The organism is Paracoccus sp. Ld10 (assembly GCF_045064235.1).
Lineage (GTDB): Bacteria > Pseudomonadota > Alphaproteobacteria > Rhodobacterales > Rhodobacteraceae > Paracoccus.
Window position 1 is genome coordinate 148,638 of record NZ_JBISHD010000004.1, and the last position, 15,169, is coordinate 163,806.

Sequence of the window (15,169 nt, forward strand, 5' to 3'; positions counted from 1 at the left end):
ACTGAGCGGGGCGCGCGCCCCGCCCCCGTCCTGATGGAGACCCGGCAGGCGCCGAGCACCCGAAGCGCCATTGCAGTTCCTAGACGGACCGGAGGGCTGACGATGGCATGGCGCGCCTGCTTGACCGTGGCTGGTTCCGGCCCGTGCACCGCGCATCCTTCAGGGTGCGCTTTGCGTGGTGCCCGCAAGGCCGCGCTGCGGCGCTTTATCGCTTGGGGCTGCTGCGGACCTTCGGGCCGACTGTCGGTGCGATCCCCGTTGATGCGTGGCGCCACCGCAAGCGATCGGCGCCGCGGTCAGCCGGAACAAACCGCCGATCGATCAGGGCCGGGCCTGACTGACGCGCAGGCCCTCAAATCCAGTGGCCCGGCGCTATGACCGTGTCAGGTCCACCGCACTTATCAGCGGCTGTCCGGTGAAGTGCGCCTGAAGGTTATCGACAACCAGCGATGCCATCGCGTCGCGCGTCTGGACCGTGCCGGACCCCTGATGGGGCGACAGGATGACATTGTGCAACGCGATCAACCGCGGATCGGGGTTGGGTTCGGACCAGAACACGTCCAGCGCGGCACCGCCAAGGCCGCCATCCTGCAGCGCGGCGATCAACGCGGGTTCGTCCATGACAGATCCGCGAGCGACGTTGACGAACAACCCCTCGGGTCCAAGCGCCCGCAGAACGCGGTCGGAAATGAGGCCCTGCGTGTCCGGACCTCCGGCGACGATGGCGATCAGGATATCGCTGTCGCGCGCCAGCTGTTCCAGGTCGGGCTGAAAGGGATAGCCCGTGTCTTTCTCACGGCGGTTCCAGTATGTCACCTGCAATCCCTGTGCAGTGGCCAGGTCGGCAATCTGGTGCCCGATGGTGCCCATGCCGACAACGCCCAGCCTGCGCCCCCGGAAACTACGCTGCAGGGGAAACGCGCCCTTGCGCGCCCAGTCTCCACTGCGCACCCATGCATCCGCGGCGACCACATTGCGCCATCCCACCTGCGCCAGCAGCAGGGCCATGTCCGCCACCTCCTGCGCCAGCGCCGGAGAGGCATTGGTCAGCGCGATCCCCCGCCGGGCGATGGCATCGACATCGAATGCGTCGTACCCCGCCGATCCACAGCTGATGATCTCCAGCGCGGGCAACTGGTCCAACAGACCGGCATCGACCGTGATGTGACCCGTCGCGACCATGCCCCGACAGGTGGCACCGTGGCGCGCCAGAAAGGCGGGCTTGTCCTGTGCCAGATCCATGCGGTGCAGGGTAAACAACTCCTCCAGGCGGCTTTGTGCGGCAGGTCGCGTGGGGGACAACATCAGGACGTCGGGCTTCATCGGGATCACTTTCTGGCGTTTCGAACGGCGTTGTGACCCACCATGCACCACCCCGCAGTCAACCGCCACCTGTCCGACGCGCCCGCACATGCGCGCGGATCAACGGCCCCTGATATCCGTATCTGCCGGGTGCCTGATGCGCCCTGCCCCATGGTGGTGTCCGCAAGGCGCATCGATGCTGCCCACCATCATCGTCCGGTTCAGGCCGCCAGGCAACGACAGCCCCGGTTTGGTCACGGCGTCCACGATCGTGGCGAACAGCAACGCGCCCAACCCTACCCTGCGCAGGCCATGCAGCATCGCACAGCGCCTGCAATCGCATCGCGCTGAACAGCATGCGACAGCCCCCGACAACCGCCCATCGCTGGCGACAGTCCTTGATCAGGCTCGACCCATATGGGCCAATGACCCGGTCACTCCTTTCCTGTCGCGTTCCACGAGATCGCCAACGGGGTTCGGCGATGCAGCCTGCGCATATGGACAGCCGGGTTGGTCACAGCCACTTTGGGAATACTGCTGCGATCTGGTGCGATTATCTTGAGCCGCGCGCCGGTGGCCGCATGTTCTTATGTCAGGTGCCGCTGCCAACATGGAGCGACACGCCAAGCATGTCGGACATCGGCTTTCCCATGAAATGATCAGGGTCATCCCCTCTGCTGCTCAGGCAGGGCGGCCTGACGGGCCTGGTGTTCCCCAAGCCGGCCAATCGGATGGATCTGTGGAGAGTGGGCTGTGTCGTGCCCATCGTCTCTTTGCAATGGTTGCTGGCACCATAAGAGCAGACGCCCCGCCGCGCTGAGTATACTGTCCAGCCGATCATGCGCAGGGGTGAATGTCGTTCTCTCGCCGCTTGGCATTCTTCCATGCAAGATGCGGGTCGGGCACGCGCGTCTTGCACAGCCGCCGAAGGCAACATGTCAAAGCAATCGCTGCCCAAGCGAGGGACATGCCGCGGTCCAGATCACCGCGCATCATCCCGGCGGCGCAGTAGGCCCGTTGCCATCGAAAAGCCGAAATACCCGAATTGTCGTGTCAAAGATCAAGGTAGACGACGGTCATAGCAAATCCGCGCAGGCTGGTTTCAGGGCCTGATGGGCCAGTAGACGCACAGCGAAACGACGATCCGGATTCTGGACCATCGAAAGTTCGGCAATGCTCTTTTCAATGTCGATTCACAAGCGCGCCTCAGTAATTCCACATCGTCCCGTCTTCCAACCGTGCAACCGGATGACTGCCCGGCTGAAAGCTGTACCGCTCGGCCTGGGACTCGTCGAAATCAACGCCCAATCCCGGCGCCTCGCTGACATGGAACCGACCCCGCTCCATCCGATGATCTGACGGAAACAATGCGTCGCATTCGTCGGTACCAAGAACCAGATACTCCTGAATGCCGAAATTCGGAGCCCATACATTCAGGTGCGCCTGCGCCGCCATGCAGATCGGCGAATGGCTGGGTGCGCCATGAAACCCGGTGCGGACATGGTGCAATGCCGCCAGTTCGACAATCCGCTTGGCATGGGTGATACCACCGACATACGTGACCGCCACGCGAATAAAGTCGATCAGCTCTTCCTCGATCAGCTTTTGACAGTCCCAGATCGAATTGAACACCTCTCCGATGGCCACCGGCACGGTCGAATGCTGGCGCAGCAGGCGCAGGGCACCCTGATCTTCGGCAGGCGTAGGATCCTCCAGCCAGAACAGCCGGGCAGGCTCGACCGCCTTGGCAAACGCCGCAGCTTCGCGAGGCGTAAGACGGTGATGCACATCGTGCAGAATCTTCAGGTCTGGCCCAAATCGCTCGCGGATCGCCATCAGCGCATCAGGCATGAACCGCATGTAACGCTCGCTATCCCAGATTTCCACCTTGGGCCGAACGCCGGAAAAATCGGTTATGTAATCGCGCTTTGCACCCTTTTCCTCGGGCACGGCATAGCCCGAACCGGGCATTCCGGGAATGCCGCATTGAACGCGAACGGCCTCGTATCCCTGATCGACATAACGCGTGATGGACGCCATCAGGTCTTCCAGATCGGTGCCCGTCGCATGGGCATAGACCATTGCACTATCGCGGCTTTTGCCACCAAACAGTTGATACAACGGCATGTTGGCAAGCTTGCCCTTGATATCCCACAGGGCCATGTCGATCGCGCCGAATGCGGCCATGGCGATCGGACCGCGCCGAAAATAGGCTCCGCGATAAAAGAACTGCCAGATATCCTCGCTGTTGCGCGGATCCATCCCGATCAGATTGGGCACCAGATAGTCGCGCAGATAGGCGGCAGGCAGCGTCTCGCGATTGTTCAGCGTGGCGTCGCCCAGGCCATAGCCACCCTGATCGGTCATGATCTTCAGCGTGACATAGTTCTTTCCCGGTCCGCCGACGAAAACCTTTGCATCGGTGATCTTCATGTTCTGTGCTTTCGGTTCAAGGGGTTTTCGCAGGCAGAGGCACCCGACACGACTAGTCGAGCGGTGTCACAGCCGTCGCGTGGTCGTTGCGACGGATCACGTCGATCAGGTTCTGATACAGGGCACCCTCGCGGAAGGTCGGATAGGGTTCGACCGCTTCGCCGCGTATATCCTTGACGAACTCTCGGGCAAGATAGTGCCAGCATTGCTCGGTATCGCCGGCCACGTCGGGCACAGCAGCTGCGATTTCGGCCGGCAAGGTCTGTTCCTGCCAGCCTGCGGTCTTATCCCAGAGAAACAGCGGCCCGCTACCGTAATGGCCCTTCAGAAAGATCGCGCCATCGCGCCCGTAAAAGACGATATGATCATCGTGAAAGCGCGGGACCAGTCCACCATGCTTGAAAAGCACCGAAACCGGCTGTTTGGCAAGCTGACTGCGGATGCGGGCCAGGACGGTATAGGACCATTCGACATCGCTCTCTCCCCAACGAAGGTCGGGGTCGCTCAGGTCTTTTGGAATGAAATTCCGGCGGGACGCGAAATTGTGCACGCCTTCGACGATGGGCGCGCGACCAAGGTCGTCACGCACCTCTCCGCTGATCGACAGGATCTCGTCTCCGACGACCGAGGACACGATGGAAAGGGTATGGGTAAAGTTGTTGTTCAACCGCCCGCCACCATCGTCCGCGCGATGCGACCAGCCAAACGGAATGTCTCGCTCCAAGTTGAAGTGCGACATGCACTCCACCTCGACCGGTTCGCCGATCACACCCTCGGCCACCAGCTTGCGGGCATGCAGAACGCTTGGCGTATAGCGAAAGCTGGCGGCATAGGCCGTTCGGACAGCTTTCGCCTGCGCCATGCGGTACAGTTCTGTCGCCGTGTCGCCACTTGTGGTCATGGGCTTGTCGCAAAAGACATGGCAGCCAGCAGCGATGGACTGCCGGATCTGTTCAAAGTGGGCCCCGCCCGGCGTCGCAATGGACACGATGTCAGGCTGACAATCCTGCAATGCCTGCTGCCAGTCGGTGCCAGCATAGGGGATGGCCATCTTGGCAGCGACGTCCTGAACGACCTTCGGCGTGCGGCCGACAATCCCGACGACATCGCAGCCTGCAGCACGAAAGGCCTCGGCATGTCCCTCTCCGGCAAAGCCAGTACCCGCGATCAAGACCTTCATTCCGTGTTCCTCAATTGCCTGATGGGGGCCATCCTGACGCCCGAAATCGTTCGGGCATCGGGACTGTTGGCTGCGCCGATCTGGATGCAGAGCGGTGTTCGCATCGGATCGCATCGCCGATCATGGACATGCGATGCGACCCCTTGTTGTGCGGGACGCTTAGCTGAACAGCATTCCGCCGTTGATGTCGACGTTCACCCCGGTGATGAACGACGAGTCGTCACAGGCCAGGAACAGAACCAGGTTCGCGATATCTTCGGGCGTCCCCTGCCGACGCGCTGGCGCGGTTTTCTCAAGGTTGCGACGGGCCTCGTCCTTGGTGAACACATTGTGGAAATCGGTATCGATCATGCCCGCGCACAGGGCGTTGGCGCGGATGTTCGGCCCCAGTTCCTTGGCCAGCCCGCGCGTCATGGTCATCACGGCACCCTTGGAGGCCGCATAGGCCACCGCGCCCGGTCCGCCGCCGTCACGGCCGGCCTGGCTGGCCATGTTCACGATGGCACCTGACGTCATGTGCGGCAGGCACGCCTTGATCATCATGAAGGTGCTGGTCAGGTTCAGGTCCATCACCGACCGCCAGTGATCCAGCGACATTTCGGCAATGGTTTTGCGCGCAATCAGGCCGCCGGAATTGTTCACAAGGACATCGACCCCGCCAAACTGGTCGACGGTCTTCTGTACCAGCGCATCGACGTCTTCCTGCTTGTTCAGATCGCCCTGCAACGCAAACGCCTGGCCGCCGGCGTTCTGGATTGCAGCGACCACTTCATCTGCGCCGGCGCTGCTGGAGAAATAGTTGATCGCAACGTTTGCGCCCTCCTGTGCCATCCGCATGGCACAGGCGCGACCGATGTCACGTCCGCCGCCGGTGATGATCGCGGTTTTTCCTTGAAGCTTCATTTGCCGTTCTGTCCTGCTGCTGTCTGGTTGTCGCGCGCGCCTTGGGAAAGGCGCGCGAACACGGTGTCTAGCGCTTCAATCCAAGGAAATAGTCAAATATTTCCGGTACGTTGCCGTTCCCAAGCCCTGCATCGACGGCGGCCTGAAGGTTGCTGGAAGTACCTTCCGCAATCATCGCGCGGGTGCCCAGGCTTTCGGTCATCTTGAGGAAATAGCCCAGATCCTTGTTGGCGTTGTTGATCGAGAACCCCAGATCACTAACACCATCCACGGCATATTTCTTGCAGAACGCCATGAACGGCGAATTCGACGGGCCGCTGGACATGATGTCGAACAGCTGTGCGCGATCAACGCCAGCTCGGTCCGCAACCGCAAAGGCCTGGCTCATGGCGCACACGGTGGTCATGCCCATGAAGTTGTTGATCAGCTTGGTCGTGTGACCTGCGCCAAGGGCGCCCAGATAATAGACATTTTCGCCCTGTTCTTCCAGAACCGGCCGGACTTTCGCGAACGTCGCTTCGTCGCCGGCCGCCATGATGTTCAGCAATCCGTCCTTGGCGTGGGCCGGGGTGCGGCCAAGCGGGGCGTCGATCATTCCGGCACCCTTCTGGGCGATCGCGGCACCGATCTTGCGGGTGGAATCCGGGATCGAGGTTCCGAAATCGATCAGCGTCGCGCCTTCACGGATGCCGGCCAGGATGCCGTCATCGCCATACACGACCTTCTCGACAACTTCGGAGGTCGTCAGGCACAGCATCACGATATCGCTCGCGGCGGCCAATTCCTTGGGTGACGAAGCCTCCTTGGCGTTTCCACGGGCAAGAACCGCGCTCACGGCATCCTTGTTGAGATCCATGACGATCAGATCAAAGCCCTTCTTTTGAAGGTTTTCGACCATGTTGCTTCCCATGAGGCCAAGGCCGATGAAGCCGATAACAGGTTTAGTCATGCCAGAGTTTCCTCCATTTGGTGGTTTTGAACTGCGGTTTCAGAGGAAATCCGCACGATGAGGCGTAAAGATATCCAACAGCGTCCCTGCCTCCAGGCAGGTCGCGCCATGTTCGATATTCGGTTGCTTGTAGAGCGAGTCCCCGGCCGAGACCGTGTAGGTTTCGGTCCCCACGGTGAATGCGAATTTGCCGGAAATGACATAGGTGATCTGTTCGTGCGGATGACTGTGCAATGCGGCCACGGTCCCGGTTTCGAAATGCACCTCGACGCACATCACGTTGTCATTATGGGCCGCGACCTTGCGCGTCAGCCCGCCCCCCACGTCGACAAGCGTGTTTCCGGTGGCGGGAAAATAGTTCTTAACAGTCATCTTGCTTCTCCAGGAAATATCGCCCGACGCATCACGGTCACGTCTTTGCCAGCTTTTTCATCACGACCCTGAAGCTGTTCTCATCGGGGTCGGTGAAATACAGATCGGCGTCATAGCCCTGATCGTCCAGAAAGTGGAAGATCCGCTTTGGTTCTTTCAGACTATAGGGAACCAGCAGCGTGGCGATGCGGTGACGTGTGGCCAGCGGGTATTGCGCATGCAGGCAGGTGCTGACGGGCAGGCCCTCGATTTCGGCCATGTCGACATCAGGAAAGCCGGTTTCCTGCGTCAAGGTGGGCTTTCCGGCCTCGGACCAGATCACCTGGCCATAGAACCCCGCACGTTCGCCGCTGTATCGGAACGAATTGCTGCCAAGGTCGTAACGCCCGTTCGCATGCAACAACCAGTCCACGCTGACCGGCGTTTCGGCATCGACGCTGTCGACGATCACGAAATAGCTGTTGCGCACGAAATAGACCTCGCGCTCTGCCAGCGTCACTTCGGGCGACAGCGAACGATAGGCTGCCGTCGCATCGCCCTTGATATAGACGTGATCGCCCCTGTCTTCGGCCGTGACGATGCGACCGGACGCCGCCATCGCCTTGGCCTTGTCCTTGTCCGCGTACTGGCCCTTGCCGTTGATCAGGATCGCGTTCTTGGATCGCGTCTGACGCCGCCAGTTCTGGTGCATCGTCGAATTGAACGCCACATAATAGCCCGACTGGATCGCCAGATCCTCGCCAAAGCCCGCCATGCAAAAGGCATTCTGATCGCCATGGCTGTGGCTGACCGATCCAAAGCGGCTGGATTTCATCACGAACTGGATATGATTGTCCGGATCATCCATCGCGTGCTGGATGCCGACCCAGCCAATTCCCTTGAACCAACGCATTCCCCCTTGGGGAGCAGAAGCGTCCACAAACGGAAAATCGGTGCGGAACGTCAGCTCGTCGAAATTGGTGTCCCACCAACCCCAGTTATAGAACGCCCCCTCGGTGCCCGGATTCAGGCGCAGGTTTTCGTCGCAATACCACTGATAGGCGCCGTTCCCGGTCACGCCAGCGAACTGGCGCATGTTCAGGCCGGTCTTGATGCAGGGCAGATCGCCTTGGGTGCTGTCATCGCCAAAGGTAGCGCGGCGGGTATTGGGCGCCTTGCAGAACAACGGAAAGTCCCCGGTGTTCTGAAAGAAGGGCCGCTTGTACAGGTCCAGGCCCGCGAACGATTTCAACCGGTTGGCCGCCTCGATCAGATAGGCCATGCCCATCATCCAATAGTTCGTGCCCTCGGCCCAACCGCCATCACTGTCGCCCCATGGGGAATAGACGGTGAACAGGAATTCGATGCAGTAATCCAGCCACGCACGGGCTTCGTCATCCTCGTCATCGCCCAGCAGGGCGATACAGGCCGGCACCAGCGTCAGGGAAACGGATCGGACCGCGTGGCTGTCATAGGGGAACAGGTGGATCTTGGCGTTGACCATCGCATGGTCGGCGATGTCGCGGGTCCGCTCCAGCAGCGCCGCGCGGACGGTCTTGCGCTCTTGATCGTCCAGCAAGTCGTGCAACCAGTCATAGCCCCACGCCAGGGCGTTGGTCACACGGTATGCCCATTCGTCCGTATAGGCCCGCGAGGTGACCCCCATCGGGTCCCAGCTGGCGATCTCCAGCAGCCAGGCCTTGGCACGGGCCAGCATCTCGGCGTCGTCGGTCACCTTGCCGCCGATTGCCAGGTGGCGAACCGCATAGATCGCCTCCTGCAGCTCAATATAGGTCTTGCGCCACACCGGCGCGGTGCGTTTGTTGTCCGGATAGCCCGCAGGCTCGGACATGACATTGCGGTCCATCCACGGCAGGACCGATTTGCTGTAGAAACTGGACCAGGTACAATGATCGGGATCAGCGGCCACAGCCTGCTTGAACTCGGCCAGCCGGTCGGCGTTCAGCCACAGGCGCGGATGGCCTATCGGGGCATCGGCAAAGCGGTCGGCACGTCCGGCAAGCGGCGTCTCGGGCAGGTCATCACCAACCACAAAGCTGCGCGCACGGCTCCAGGTCGTGACCGGCTTGCCGGTCTGCGGCTCGCAGACGGCATATGACCAATGATATGCACCCGGCGTCAGCGCCTTGTCGGGGGTAAAAAAGTTCACCGGAATGTCCGCGAACAGCATCGTGCCGTCGGCGGGAAATTCCGGATCCCGAGAGATGCGCAGCACATAGGAAGCCTCATCCTCAAGGACAGGCAGCCACGTGAACCGCGGAGGGTTTTCAACGGTATCGGCGCCCTGTTCGGGTCCGTACTGAATGGTCAGGCGTCCCGCCTTGGGCTCATCGAGCATGGGAAGTGACTTGCCGGGCATCAGACAACTTTCTTCTTGAACGTTTTGGAATTTGCGCGGCCACGGAACCGGCCGCGCAAAACAGGTTTAGGGCTCAGTTATATTGGCGGTCATAGGCCGTGTTCATGACCTCCATGACGTCCTGATAACCCATCTTTTCCAGGGTACTCATATAGCTGTCCCACTCGGCCTCGACATCGCCGGTGCCCAGGATCCAGGCCTGGCTGCGCTCCAGCATGTAGGTGCGGATCGACGGCCAGTACCGGTCATAAACCGCCTGTTCCTCGGGGTTGAAAGCAACGCCCAAGAACTGGTCGATCAGCAGGTCATTCTGCGCATACAGATCGATCCCGTCGCGCGCCTCCTGCGACGTCCATTGCAACTCATAGCGATAGTCCATCCAGTAGCCGCGATAGATCTGCGCGCCTTCCAGATACATCTGGTTGTTGACCGGCATGTCGCTGTTGAGAACCTCGGGCTTGAAGGTCGGCTCGCCGTCGACCATGTCCCAGGTCTTACCCTCGACGCCAAAGTTCGACAGATTGCGGCCTTCTTCGGTGAACCAGAAATCGAAATACTTTACCGTTTCGACAGGGTTCTCGTTCATATAGCTGATCGCCCAGCCATCAGGCTTGACCGGTGTGCGACGATGTTCCTCGATCCGCTTTCCGGATACCGACGCGGGCGGCAGGAAGGGCACAAAGTTGAACCCTTCGATCCGCTCCCGCAGCGGGACGTTATAGCCCGAGGTCGATGCGAACCAGTCATGCGTCATGCCGCCCAGATTCTCGGACAGCAGATAGTCGCGCGACGACGACCCGCGGGTAAAGATCTCGGGGTCGATCAGGCCCTCTGAATACCACTGCGCGATATTCTTGATGCCGGTGCGATACGCCTCCTGGGCATAGGGGTGCACGACCTGGCCATCGTCGGTGACGTAAAAATCGTGGTGGGTATCAGATCCGGACGACCGACCGTCCCACAGCGTCAACAGACGACCGATCTCTTCCCATTCACGGGCAAAGAAGGGAATTTCGTCCTTGCGGCCGTTTCCGTTGGGGTCGTCGTTGCGGAATGCGGTCAGAACGTCATGCAGTTCGTCGACATTCTGCGGCTGCTCCAGGCCAAGCGTGTCCAGCCAGTCCTGACGGATGTACCAGGCACGGCCGAATTCGCCATCGGGCAGATACGGGATATAATAATAGTTGCCGTCCGCAGCCTTGATCGATTCCAGCAGTTCGGGATGTTCGTCCCAGAATGCCTGAATGTTGGGGGCGTGCTCTGCCACCAGTTCGTTGAGCGGCAAAAAGGCGCCTTCGGGACCGTACTGGTTGACCGGCTGCTTGATCAGGTTGCCGCCCACGATGTCGGGCAGATCACCCTGCGCGATCATCAGGTTCATGGCCTCGGCCGCATCGGTGGTGTTTCGGCCCGATGTGGCATCCTTCAGGTGGATGCCGGTCATTTCGCGGGCGGCCTCTTCGACCGGATAGACCTTGCTGGGCGAGCCACCGACGCCATAGCCCTGCGCACGGGGCCAGTGCATATGGATCGTCAGTTCCAGCGGATCTTCGACGATGCGCAGATGCTCATCCGCAAAGACCGGCGTCGTGATGGCCGTGGTCGTAAGCAGGACCAGCGTGGCTTTGAATGTTCTCATGGTTTCCTCCCGTTTGAACGTATGGGTCATTCCTTCACGCCTCCCAGAAGGATGCCCTTGTTGAAGTATTTCTGCATGAAGGGATAGATCAGCAGAACCGGAATGATCGAGCAGACGATGATCGCCGCGCTGATCGTCTCAAAGGAATAGGCTGACGTCAGCAAGGTCGACGCGAACTCCTCATCGTCCGACAATTCGGCGATCACCTGACGCAGATAGACCTGCAGCGGGATCTTTTCCTCGCTTTGCAGCAGGACCATTGCCCAGAAGAAACCGTTCCAGCGCGACACGATGCAGAACAGCGCGACCGTTGCGATGGCCGGTTTCGACAGCGGCATGTACACCTTCCACAGCACCTGGAACTCGTTTGCGCCGTCCATGCGGGCGGCCTCTTCGAAGGACTGGGGAATGCCCTCGAAAAAGTTGCGCAGCAGGATGATGTTGAAGCCGTTGACCGCGAACCCGATGATGATCCCGAAATAGCTGTCCAGCAGCCCCAGATCGCGCATGTTCAGAAAGAACGGGATCAGGCCTGCGTTGAACCACATGGTGAACGCCACCATCAGGTTCCAGAACCGCCGCCCGTAAAGCTGGGGCCGCGACAGGGCATAGGCGCCGGGGATGATGAACAGCAGGCTCATCAGCGTGCCGAAGATCGTGTAGATGAACGTGTTCTTGTAAGAGCTCCAGAACAGCGGCTCTGACAGGACACGCTTGTAGGCCTCGACCGTAAAGCCCACCGGCGTCAGGATGACGTTGCCTGCGCGCGCCTCGAAGCCGGTGCTGAACGACAGCGACGCCATGTAGATGAACGGATACAGCGTCGACAGCGCAAAGATGCCCAGCAGCACCATGTTGATGATGACAAACATCCGGTCGCCGCGGGAATAGAGGTTCATGTTCTTCATGATCTGCTCCTGCTTACCAAAGAGAGGTGCGCGAATAGCGCTTGGCAACGGTGTTGGCGGTCATCACCAGGACAAAGGCCACGACGGCATTGAACAGGCCGGCGGCGGCTGCCAGGTCGTACTGGCCCCCCTGCAGGCCCTGGCGATAGATGAAGGTGTTCACGACGTCCGCCGTCTCATACGTCGCGGGCTGATACAGCAGGATGATCATCTCAAAGCTGATTTCCAGCATGTTGCCGATGCGGATGATCAGCATGATGATGATCGTCGGCAGGATCGAGGGCAGCGTGATCTTCCACATCATCTGCCAGCGCGAGGCGCCGTCCACGACCGCACTTTCGTAAAGCGTGGGAGAGATACCGGCGATGGCGGCAAGATAGACGATCGATTGGAAACCCGCCTCCTGCCAGATGCCGGTGCCGACAAAGATGGGTCGGAACCATTCGGGTCTGGTCAGGAAATAGACCGGATCGACCCCGAACCATCCCATAACCGTGTTCACGATGCCCGCCGATGGCGAGAACGACGTGATCACGATGCCCGCAATGATCACCGACGATACAAAGTGGGGAAGATACACGACGGTCTGGGCTGTCTTCTTGAACGTCTGGTTCAGCACTTCGTTGAACATCAGCGCCAGCAGGATCGGAACGGGAAACCCGAACAGCAGGCTGTAAAAGCTGATGATGACCGTGTTCTTGAGAGCGCGCACGAACTGGTCGTTGCCAAACAGGGTGTAGAAATGTTCCAGCCCGATCCACGGACTGCCCCCGACGCCGCGGAAGATGCTATAGTCCTTGAACGCGATCTGCAGCCCGTACATCGGCTTGTAAAGAAACACCAACAACCATACGATCGTGGGCAGCAGCAACAGGTACAGCTGCCATTCGCGTTTGAGGTGGTCGCCGATCAGCTGGACCCGGTTTGGGCGGCGACGGCGTTGCGCTTCGCGGGCCTCGATCACCAATTCCTCGGTGCGGGCACCTCCGACTTCGGGATCGCTGCTCATTCTTCCAACCTCTGTCCGGGGAACGCCTCGCCGGTTTCGGCGTCAAAGACGCGGATCAGATGCGGCTGGATGGTAAAGCCCGAGAAATCCTTGAGAACCTGCATCTTTCCGACCGTTTCGGTCCGCACGACGAACGGCTGACCGGCCAGCGTGGTGTGGATCAACGCTTCGGATCCCAGGGTCTCTATCAGGTCGGCCTGCAGGTTGACCCGGTCGGCTTGCTGGCTGCTGGCGGCCTGCACGAACTCGGGACGGATGCCGATGATGATCTCGCGGCCCTCGGCATTCTGCAGCGCCGGCAGCGGTGACAGTGCAACACTCTGGCCGTCGAACTCGGCGCGCGGACCGTCGGGGCCTGCTGCGACACGGGCCTTGACCATGTTCATCGGGGGTGCGCCCAGAAAGCCGGCGACAAATGTATTGACCGGATTCAGGAAGAGCTCCATCGGCGAACCGACCTGCTCGATCCGGCCGTCATGCATCACGACGATCCGGTCGGCCAGCGTCATCGCCTCGACCTGATCGTGGGTGACATAGATGCTGGTCGCGCCAAGGCGCTTGTGCAGGCGCTTGATCTCGGCCCGCATCTGGGTGCGCAGCTTGGCGTCGAGGTTCGACAGTGGCTCGTCGAACAGAAAGACCTTGGGACGGCGCACGATCGCGCGACCCATGGCCACCCGCTGACGCTGACCGCCGGACAGGTCCGCCGGACGACGCTCCAGATAGGGCGTCAGACCCAGGATCTTGCCGACCTCCTCGACCGATGCGGCGATATTCTCTTTGCTTTCCTTGCGGATGCGCAGGCCAAAGGCAATGTTGTCGGCGACGTTCAGGTGCGGATAGAGGGCATAGTTCTGGAACACCATGGCCACGTCCCGATCCTTGGGCGCGACGCGGTTCACGTTCCGGCCGTCGATGGTCAGATCGCCCTCGGTAATCTCCTCAAGGCCCGCGATCATGCGCAGCGTCGTGGATTTGCCGCAGCCCGATGGACCGACCAGAACGACGAACTCCTGCTCACGGACCTCTAGGTCGATCCCATGGACAACGGGAACGGCACCGTACGCTTTGACGATGCCTTTTAGGCTCACTCCGGACATTGTGTCTCCCCTGATACGCCGCCCCCCGCAGCGCACTGACGTCTTTGGGCTGATTCGCCCTCTCACCAAACTGGTATACTAGTAATTCATCTGGTATACCAGATCTTCTCAGGCTACGGTTGCACAGTCTGCGCACAGTTCCGCCCATGTCGGGATTCGTTGGGCGTGGCTGTTTCTGGATAAGCCGACTAATGAGACGCCACACAGGAATTATACGCTTCGCACCCCGTGCTGTGGGGATGGCAGGATGATGGAGGTCATGGCATGGCTCAGCTGAACAACGATGGAGAGCGTCGCCCGCGCGTCGACGACATCTTCAACGTCTTGCACGACGAGATTCTGGCCCTGAACCTCAAGCCGGGCGACAAGATATCAGAGGCGGACATCGCCGCCCGGTTCAACGTGTCGCGCCAACCTGTTCGCGATGCCTTCAGCCGCCTTGCGAACCTCGATCTGATTCTGATCCGCCCGCAGCGGGCGACAGAGGTCAGACGGTTTTCCATGAGAGAGATCGAGAAGTCGCGCTTTGTGCGTCTGTCCGTGGAAACCGAGGTGTTGCGCCGTGCCGCCATGTATTGCGATGCCGACGGCGTTGCCCGCCTGAATGCCGCGCTTGATGAACAGCAGAACTCTGTTGCGAACCGCGACGTCGAGAAATTCGGCCAGCTTGACTATGATTTTCACCGAACGCTCTGCGACATCGCCAAGGTCGATTTCGCATTCGACGTGATCATGGCCGAAAAGTCGAAAGTCGATCGTCTTTGCATGCTGGGCCTGTTCAAAGAGGATCGCATGCCGGAACTGGTGGCCGATCATCGTGGAATCGCCGATGCCGTCATTGCCCATGACGCGGATCGCGCGGTCGATATCGGCAAACGCCACCTGTCGCGCCTTGATGAAACGATCCAGCGGATCACGGCGTCGAACGCCAATTATTTCGAGATACCCGAGGCCTGAGGGGCCTGACGGCAGACCGATCCGGCAGGCGCACCCACCTTGGGCCAGGCGCACGATT

Annotated in this window: 12 protein-coding genes; 1 reads left to right on the forward strand and 11 read right to left on the reverse strand. The window is 60.4% G+C overall.

From position 1 onward, the window contains the following. Positions 1 to 372: 372 nt before the first annotated feature. The 11 genes from ACJJVR_RS01985 to ACJJVR_RS02035 all read right to left on the reverse strand — a co-directional run bounded on the left by ACJJVR_RS01985 (position 373) and on the right by ACJJVR_RS02035 (position 14,154). Positions 373 to 1,323: a 2-hydroxyacid dehydrogenase gene (locus ACJJVR_RS01985; RefSeq protein ID WP_405401814.1), complete on the reverse strand. Its 951-nt coding sequence runs from the start codon at positions 1,321 to 1,323 to the stop codon at positions 373 to 375. A 1,185-nt stretch (positions 1,324 to 2,508) separates the two neighbouring features. Continuing rightward, positions 2,509 to 3,735: a D-mannonate dehydratase ManD gene (gene manD, locus ACJJVR_RS01990; protein ID WP_405401816.1), complete on the reverse strand. Its 1,227-nt coding sequence runs from the start codon at positions 3,733 to 3,735 to the stop codon at positions 2,509 to 2,511. 52 nt (positions 3,736 to 3,787) lie between these two features. After that, positions 3,788 to 4,915 (reverse strand): Gfo/Idh/MocA family protein, encoded by a 1,128-nt coding sequence (locus ACJJVR_RS01995; RefSeq protein WP_405401818.1) that lies wholly within the window; start codon positions 4,913 to 4,915, stop codon positions 3,788 to 3,790. A gap of 159 nt (positions 4,916 to 5,074) precedes the next feature. Continuing rightward, positions 5,075 to 5,818, reverse strand: coding sequence for an SDR family NAD(P)-dependent oxidoreductase (locus ACJJVR_RS02000; RefSeq protein WP_405401820.1), 744 nt, complete (start codon positions 5,816 to 5,818; stop codon positions 5,075 to 5,077). Positions 5,819 to 5,885: 67 nt separating this feature from the next. Then, a complete protein-coding gene (locus ACJJVR_RS02005; protein ID WP_405401822.1) occupies positions 5,886 to 6,767 on the reverse strand; it encodes an NAD(P)-dependent oxidoreductase in 882 nt (293 codons plus the stop codon). A gap of 39 nt (positions 6,768 to 6,806) precedes the next feature. Next, positions 6,807 to 7,139, reverse strand: coding sequence for a cupin domain-containing protein (locus tag ACJJVR_RS02010; protein ID WP_405401824.1), 333 nt, complete (start codon positions 7,137 to 7,139; stop codon positions 6,807 to 6,809). A gap of 37 nt (positions 7,140 to 7,176) precedes the next feature. After that, positions 7,177 to 9,477, reverse strand: a complete 2,301-nt coding sequence (locus tag ACJJVR_RS02015) for a DUF4962 domain-containing protein (RefSeq protein WP_405401826.1) — start codon at positions 9,475 to 9,477, stop codon at positions 7,177 to 7,179. Positions 9,478 to 9,571: 94 nt separating this feature from the next. Next, complete coding sequence (locus ACJJVR_RS02020; protein WP_405401827.1) at positions 9,572 to 11,137, reverse strand: extracellular solute-binding protein; 1,566 nt, start codon at positions 11,135 to 11,137, stop codon at positions 9,572 to 9,574. 26 nt (positions 11,138 to 11,163) lie between these two features. Further along, entirely contained in the window at positions 11,164 to 12,045 is an 882-nt protein-coding gene (locus tag ACJJVR_RS02025; protein ID WP_405401829.1) for a carbohydrate ABC transporter permease, read from the reverse strand. A 13-nt stretch (positions 12,046 to 12,058) separates the two neighbouring features. Further along, positions 12,059 to 13,054 carry an ABC transporter permease gene (locus tag ACJJVR_RS02030; RefSeq protein ID WP_405401831.1) on the reverse strand — a complete coding sequence of 332 codons (996 nt, stop codon included), beginning with the start codon at positions 13,052 to 13,054 and terminating at the stop codon, positions 12,059 to 12,061. Continuing rightward, a complete protein-coding gene (locus tag ACJJVR_RS02035) occupies positions 13,051 to 14,154 on the reverse strand; it encodes an ABC transporter ATP-binding protein (RefSeq protein ID WP_405401833.1) in 1,104 nt (367 codons plus the stop codon). The genes ACJJVR_RS02030 and ACJJVR_RS02035 overlap by 4 nt, the downstream gene beginning before the upstream one ends. 264 nt (positions 14,155 to 14,418) lie before the next feature. Between ACJJVR_RS02035 and ACJJVR_RS02040 the strand changes: the two genes are divergently transcribed. After that, positions 14,419 to 15,111 carry a GntR family transcriptional regulator gene (locus ACJJVR_RS02040; RefSeq protein WP_405401834.1) on the forward strand — a complete coding sequence of 231 codons (693 nt, stop codon included), beginning with the start codon at positions 14,419 to 14,421 and terminating at the stop codon, positions 15,109 to 15,111. Positions 15,112 to 15,169: the final 58 nt, after the last annotated feature.

What these genes read in the sequence shown, in the direction of transcription:
- ACJJVR_RS02015 (WP_405401826.1), bottom strand. Translation starts at nt 9,477, where the DNA reads ATGCTCGATGAGCCCAAGGCGGGACGCCTGACCATTCAGTACGGACCC.
- ACJJVR_RS02020 (WP_405401827.1), bottom strand. Translation starts at nt 11,137, where the DNA reads ATGAGAACATTCAAAGCCACGCTGGTCCTGCTTACGACCACGGCCATC.
- ACJJVR_RS01995 (WP_405401818.1), bottom strand. Translation starts at nt 4,915, where the DNA reads ATGAAGGTCTTGATCGCGGGTACTGGCTTTGCCGGAGAGGGACATGCC.
- ACJJVR_RS02005 (WP_405401822.1), bottom strand. Translation starts at nt 6,767, where the DNA reads ATGACTAAACCTGTTATCGGCTTCATCGGCCTTGGCCTCATGGGAAGC.
- manD (WP_405401816.1), bottom strand. Translation starts at nt 3,735, where the DNA reads ATGAAGATCACCGATGCAAAGGTTTTCGTCGGCGGACCGGGAAAGAAC.
- ACJJVR_RS02035 (WP_405401833.1), bottom strand. Translation starts at nt 14,154, where the DNA reads ATGTCCGGAGTGAGCCTAAAAGGCATCGTCAAAGCGTACGGTGCCGTT.
- ACJJVR_RS02000 (WP_405401820.1), bottom strand. Translation starts at nt 5,818, where the DNA reads ATGAAGCTTCAAGGAAAAACCGCGATCATCACCGGCGGCGGACGTGAC.
- ACJJVR_RS02030 (WP_405401831.1), bottom strand. Translation starts at nt 13,054, where the DNA reads ATGAGCAGCGATCCCGAAGTCGGAGGTGCCCGCACCGAGGAATTGGTG.
- ACJJVR_RS02010 (WP_405401824.1), bottom strand. Translation starts at nt 7,139, where the DNA reads ATGACTGTTAAGAACTATTTTCCCGCCACCGGAAACACGCTTGTCGAC.
- ACJJVR_RS02040 (WP_405401834.1), top strand. Translation starts at nt 14,419, where the DNA reads ATGGCTCAGCTGAACAACGATGGAGAGCGTCGCCCGCGCGTCGACGAC.
- ACJJVR_RS01985 (WP_405401814.1), bottom strand. Translation starts at nt 1,323, where the DNA reads ATGAAGCCCGACGTCCTGATGTTGTCCCCCACGCGACCTGCCGCACAA.
- ACJJVR_RS02025 (WP_405401829.1), bottom strand. Translation starts at nt 12,045, where the DNA reads ATGAAGAACATGAACCTCTATTCCCGCGGCGACCGGATGTTTGTCATC.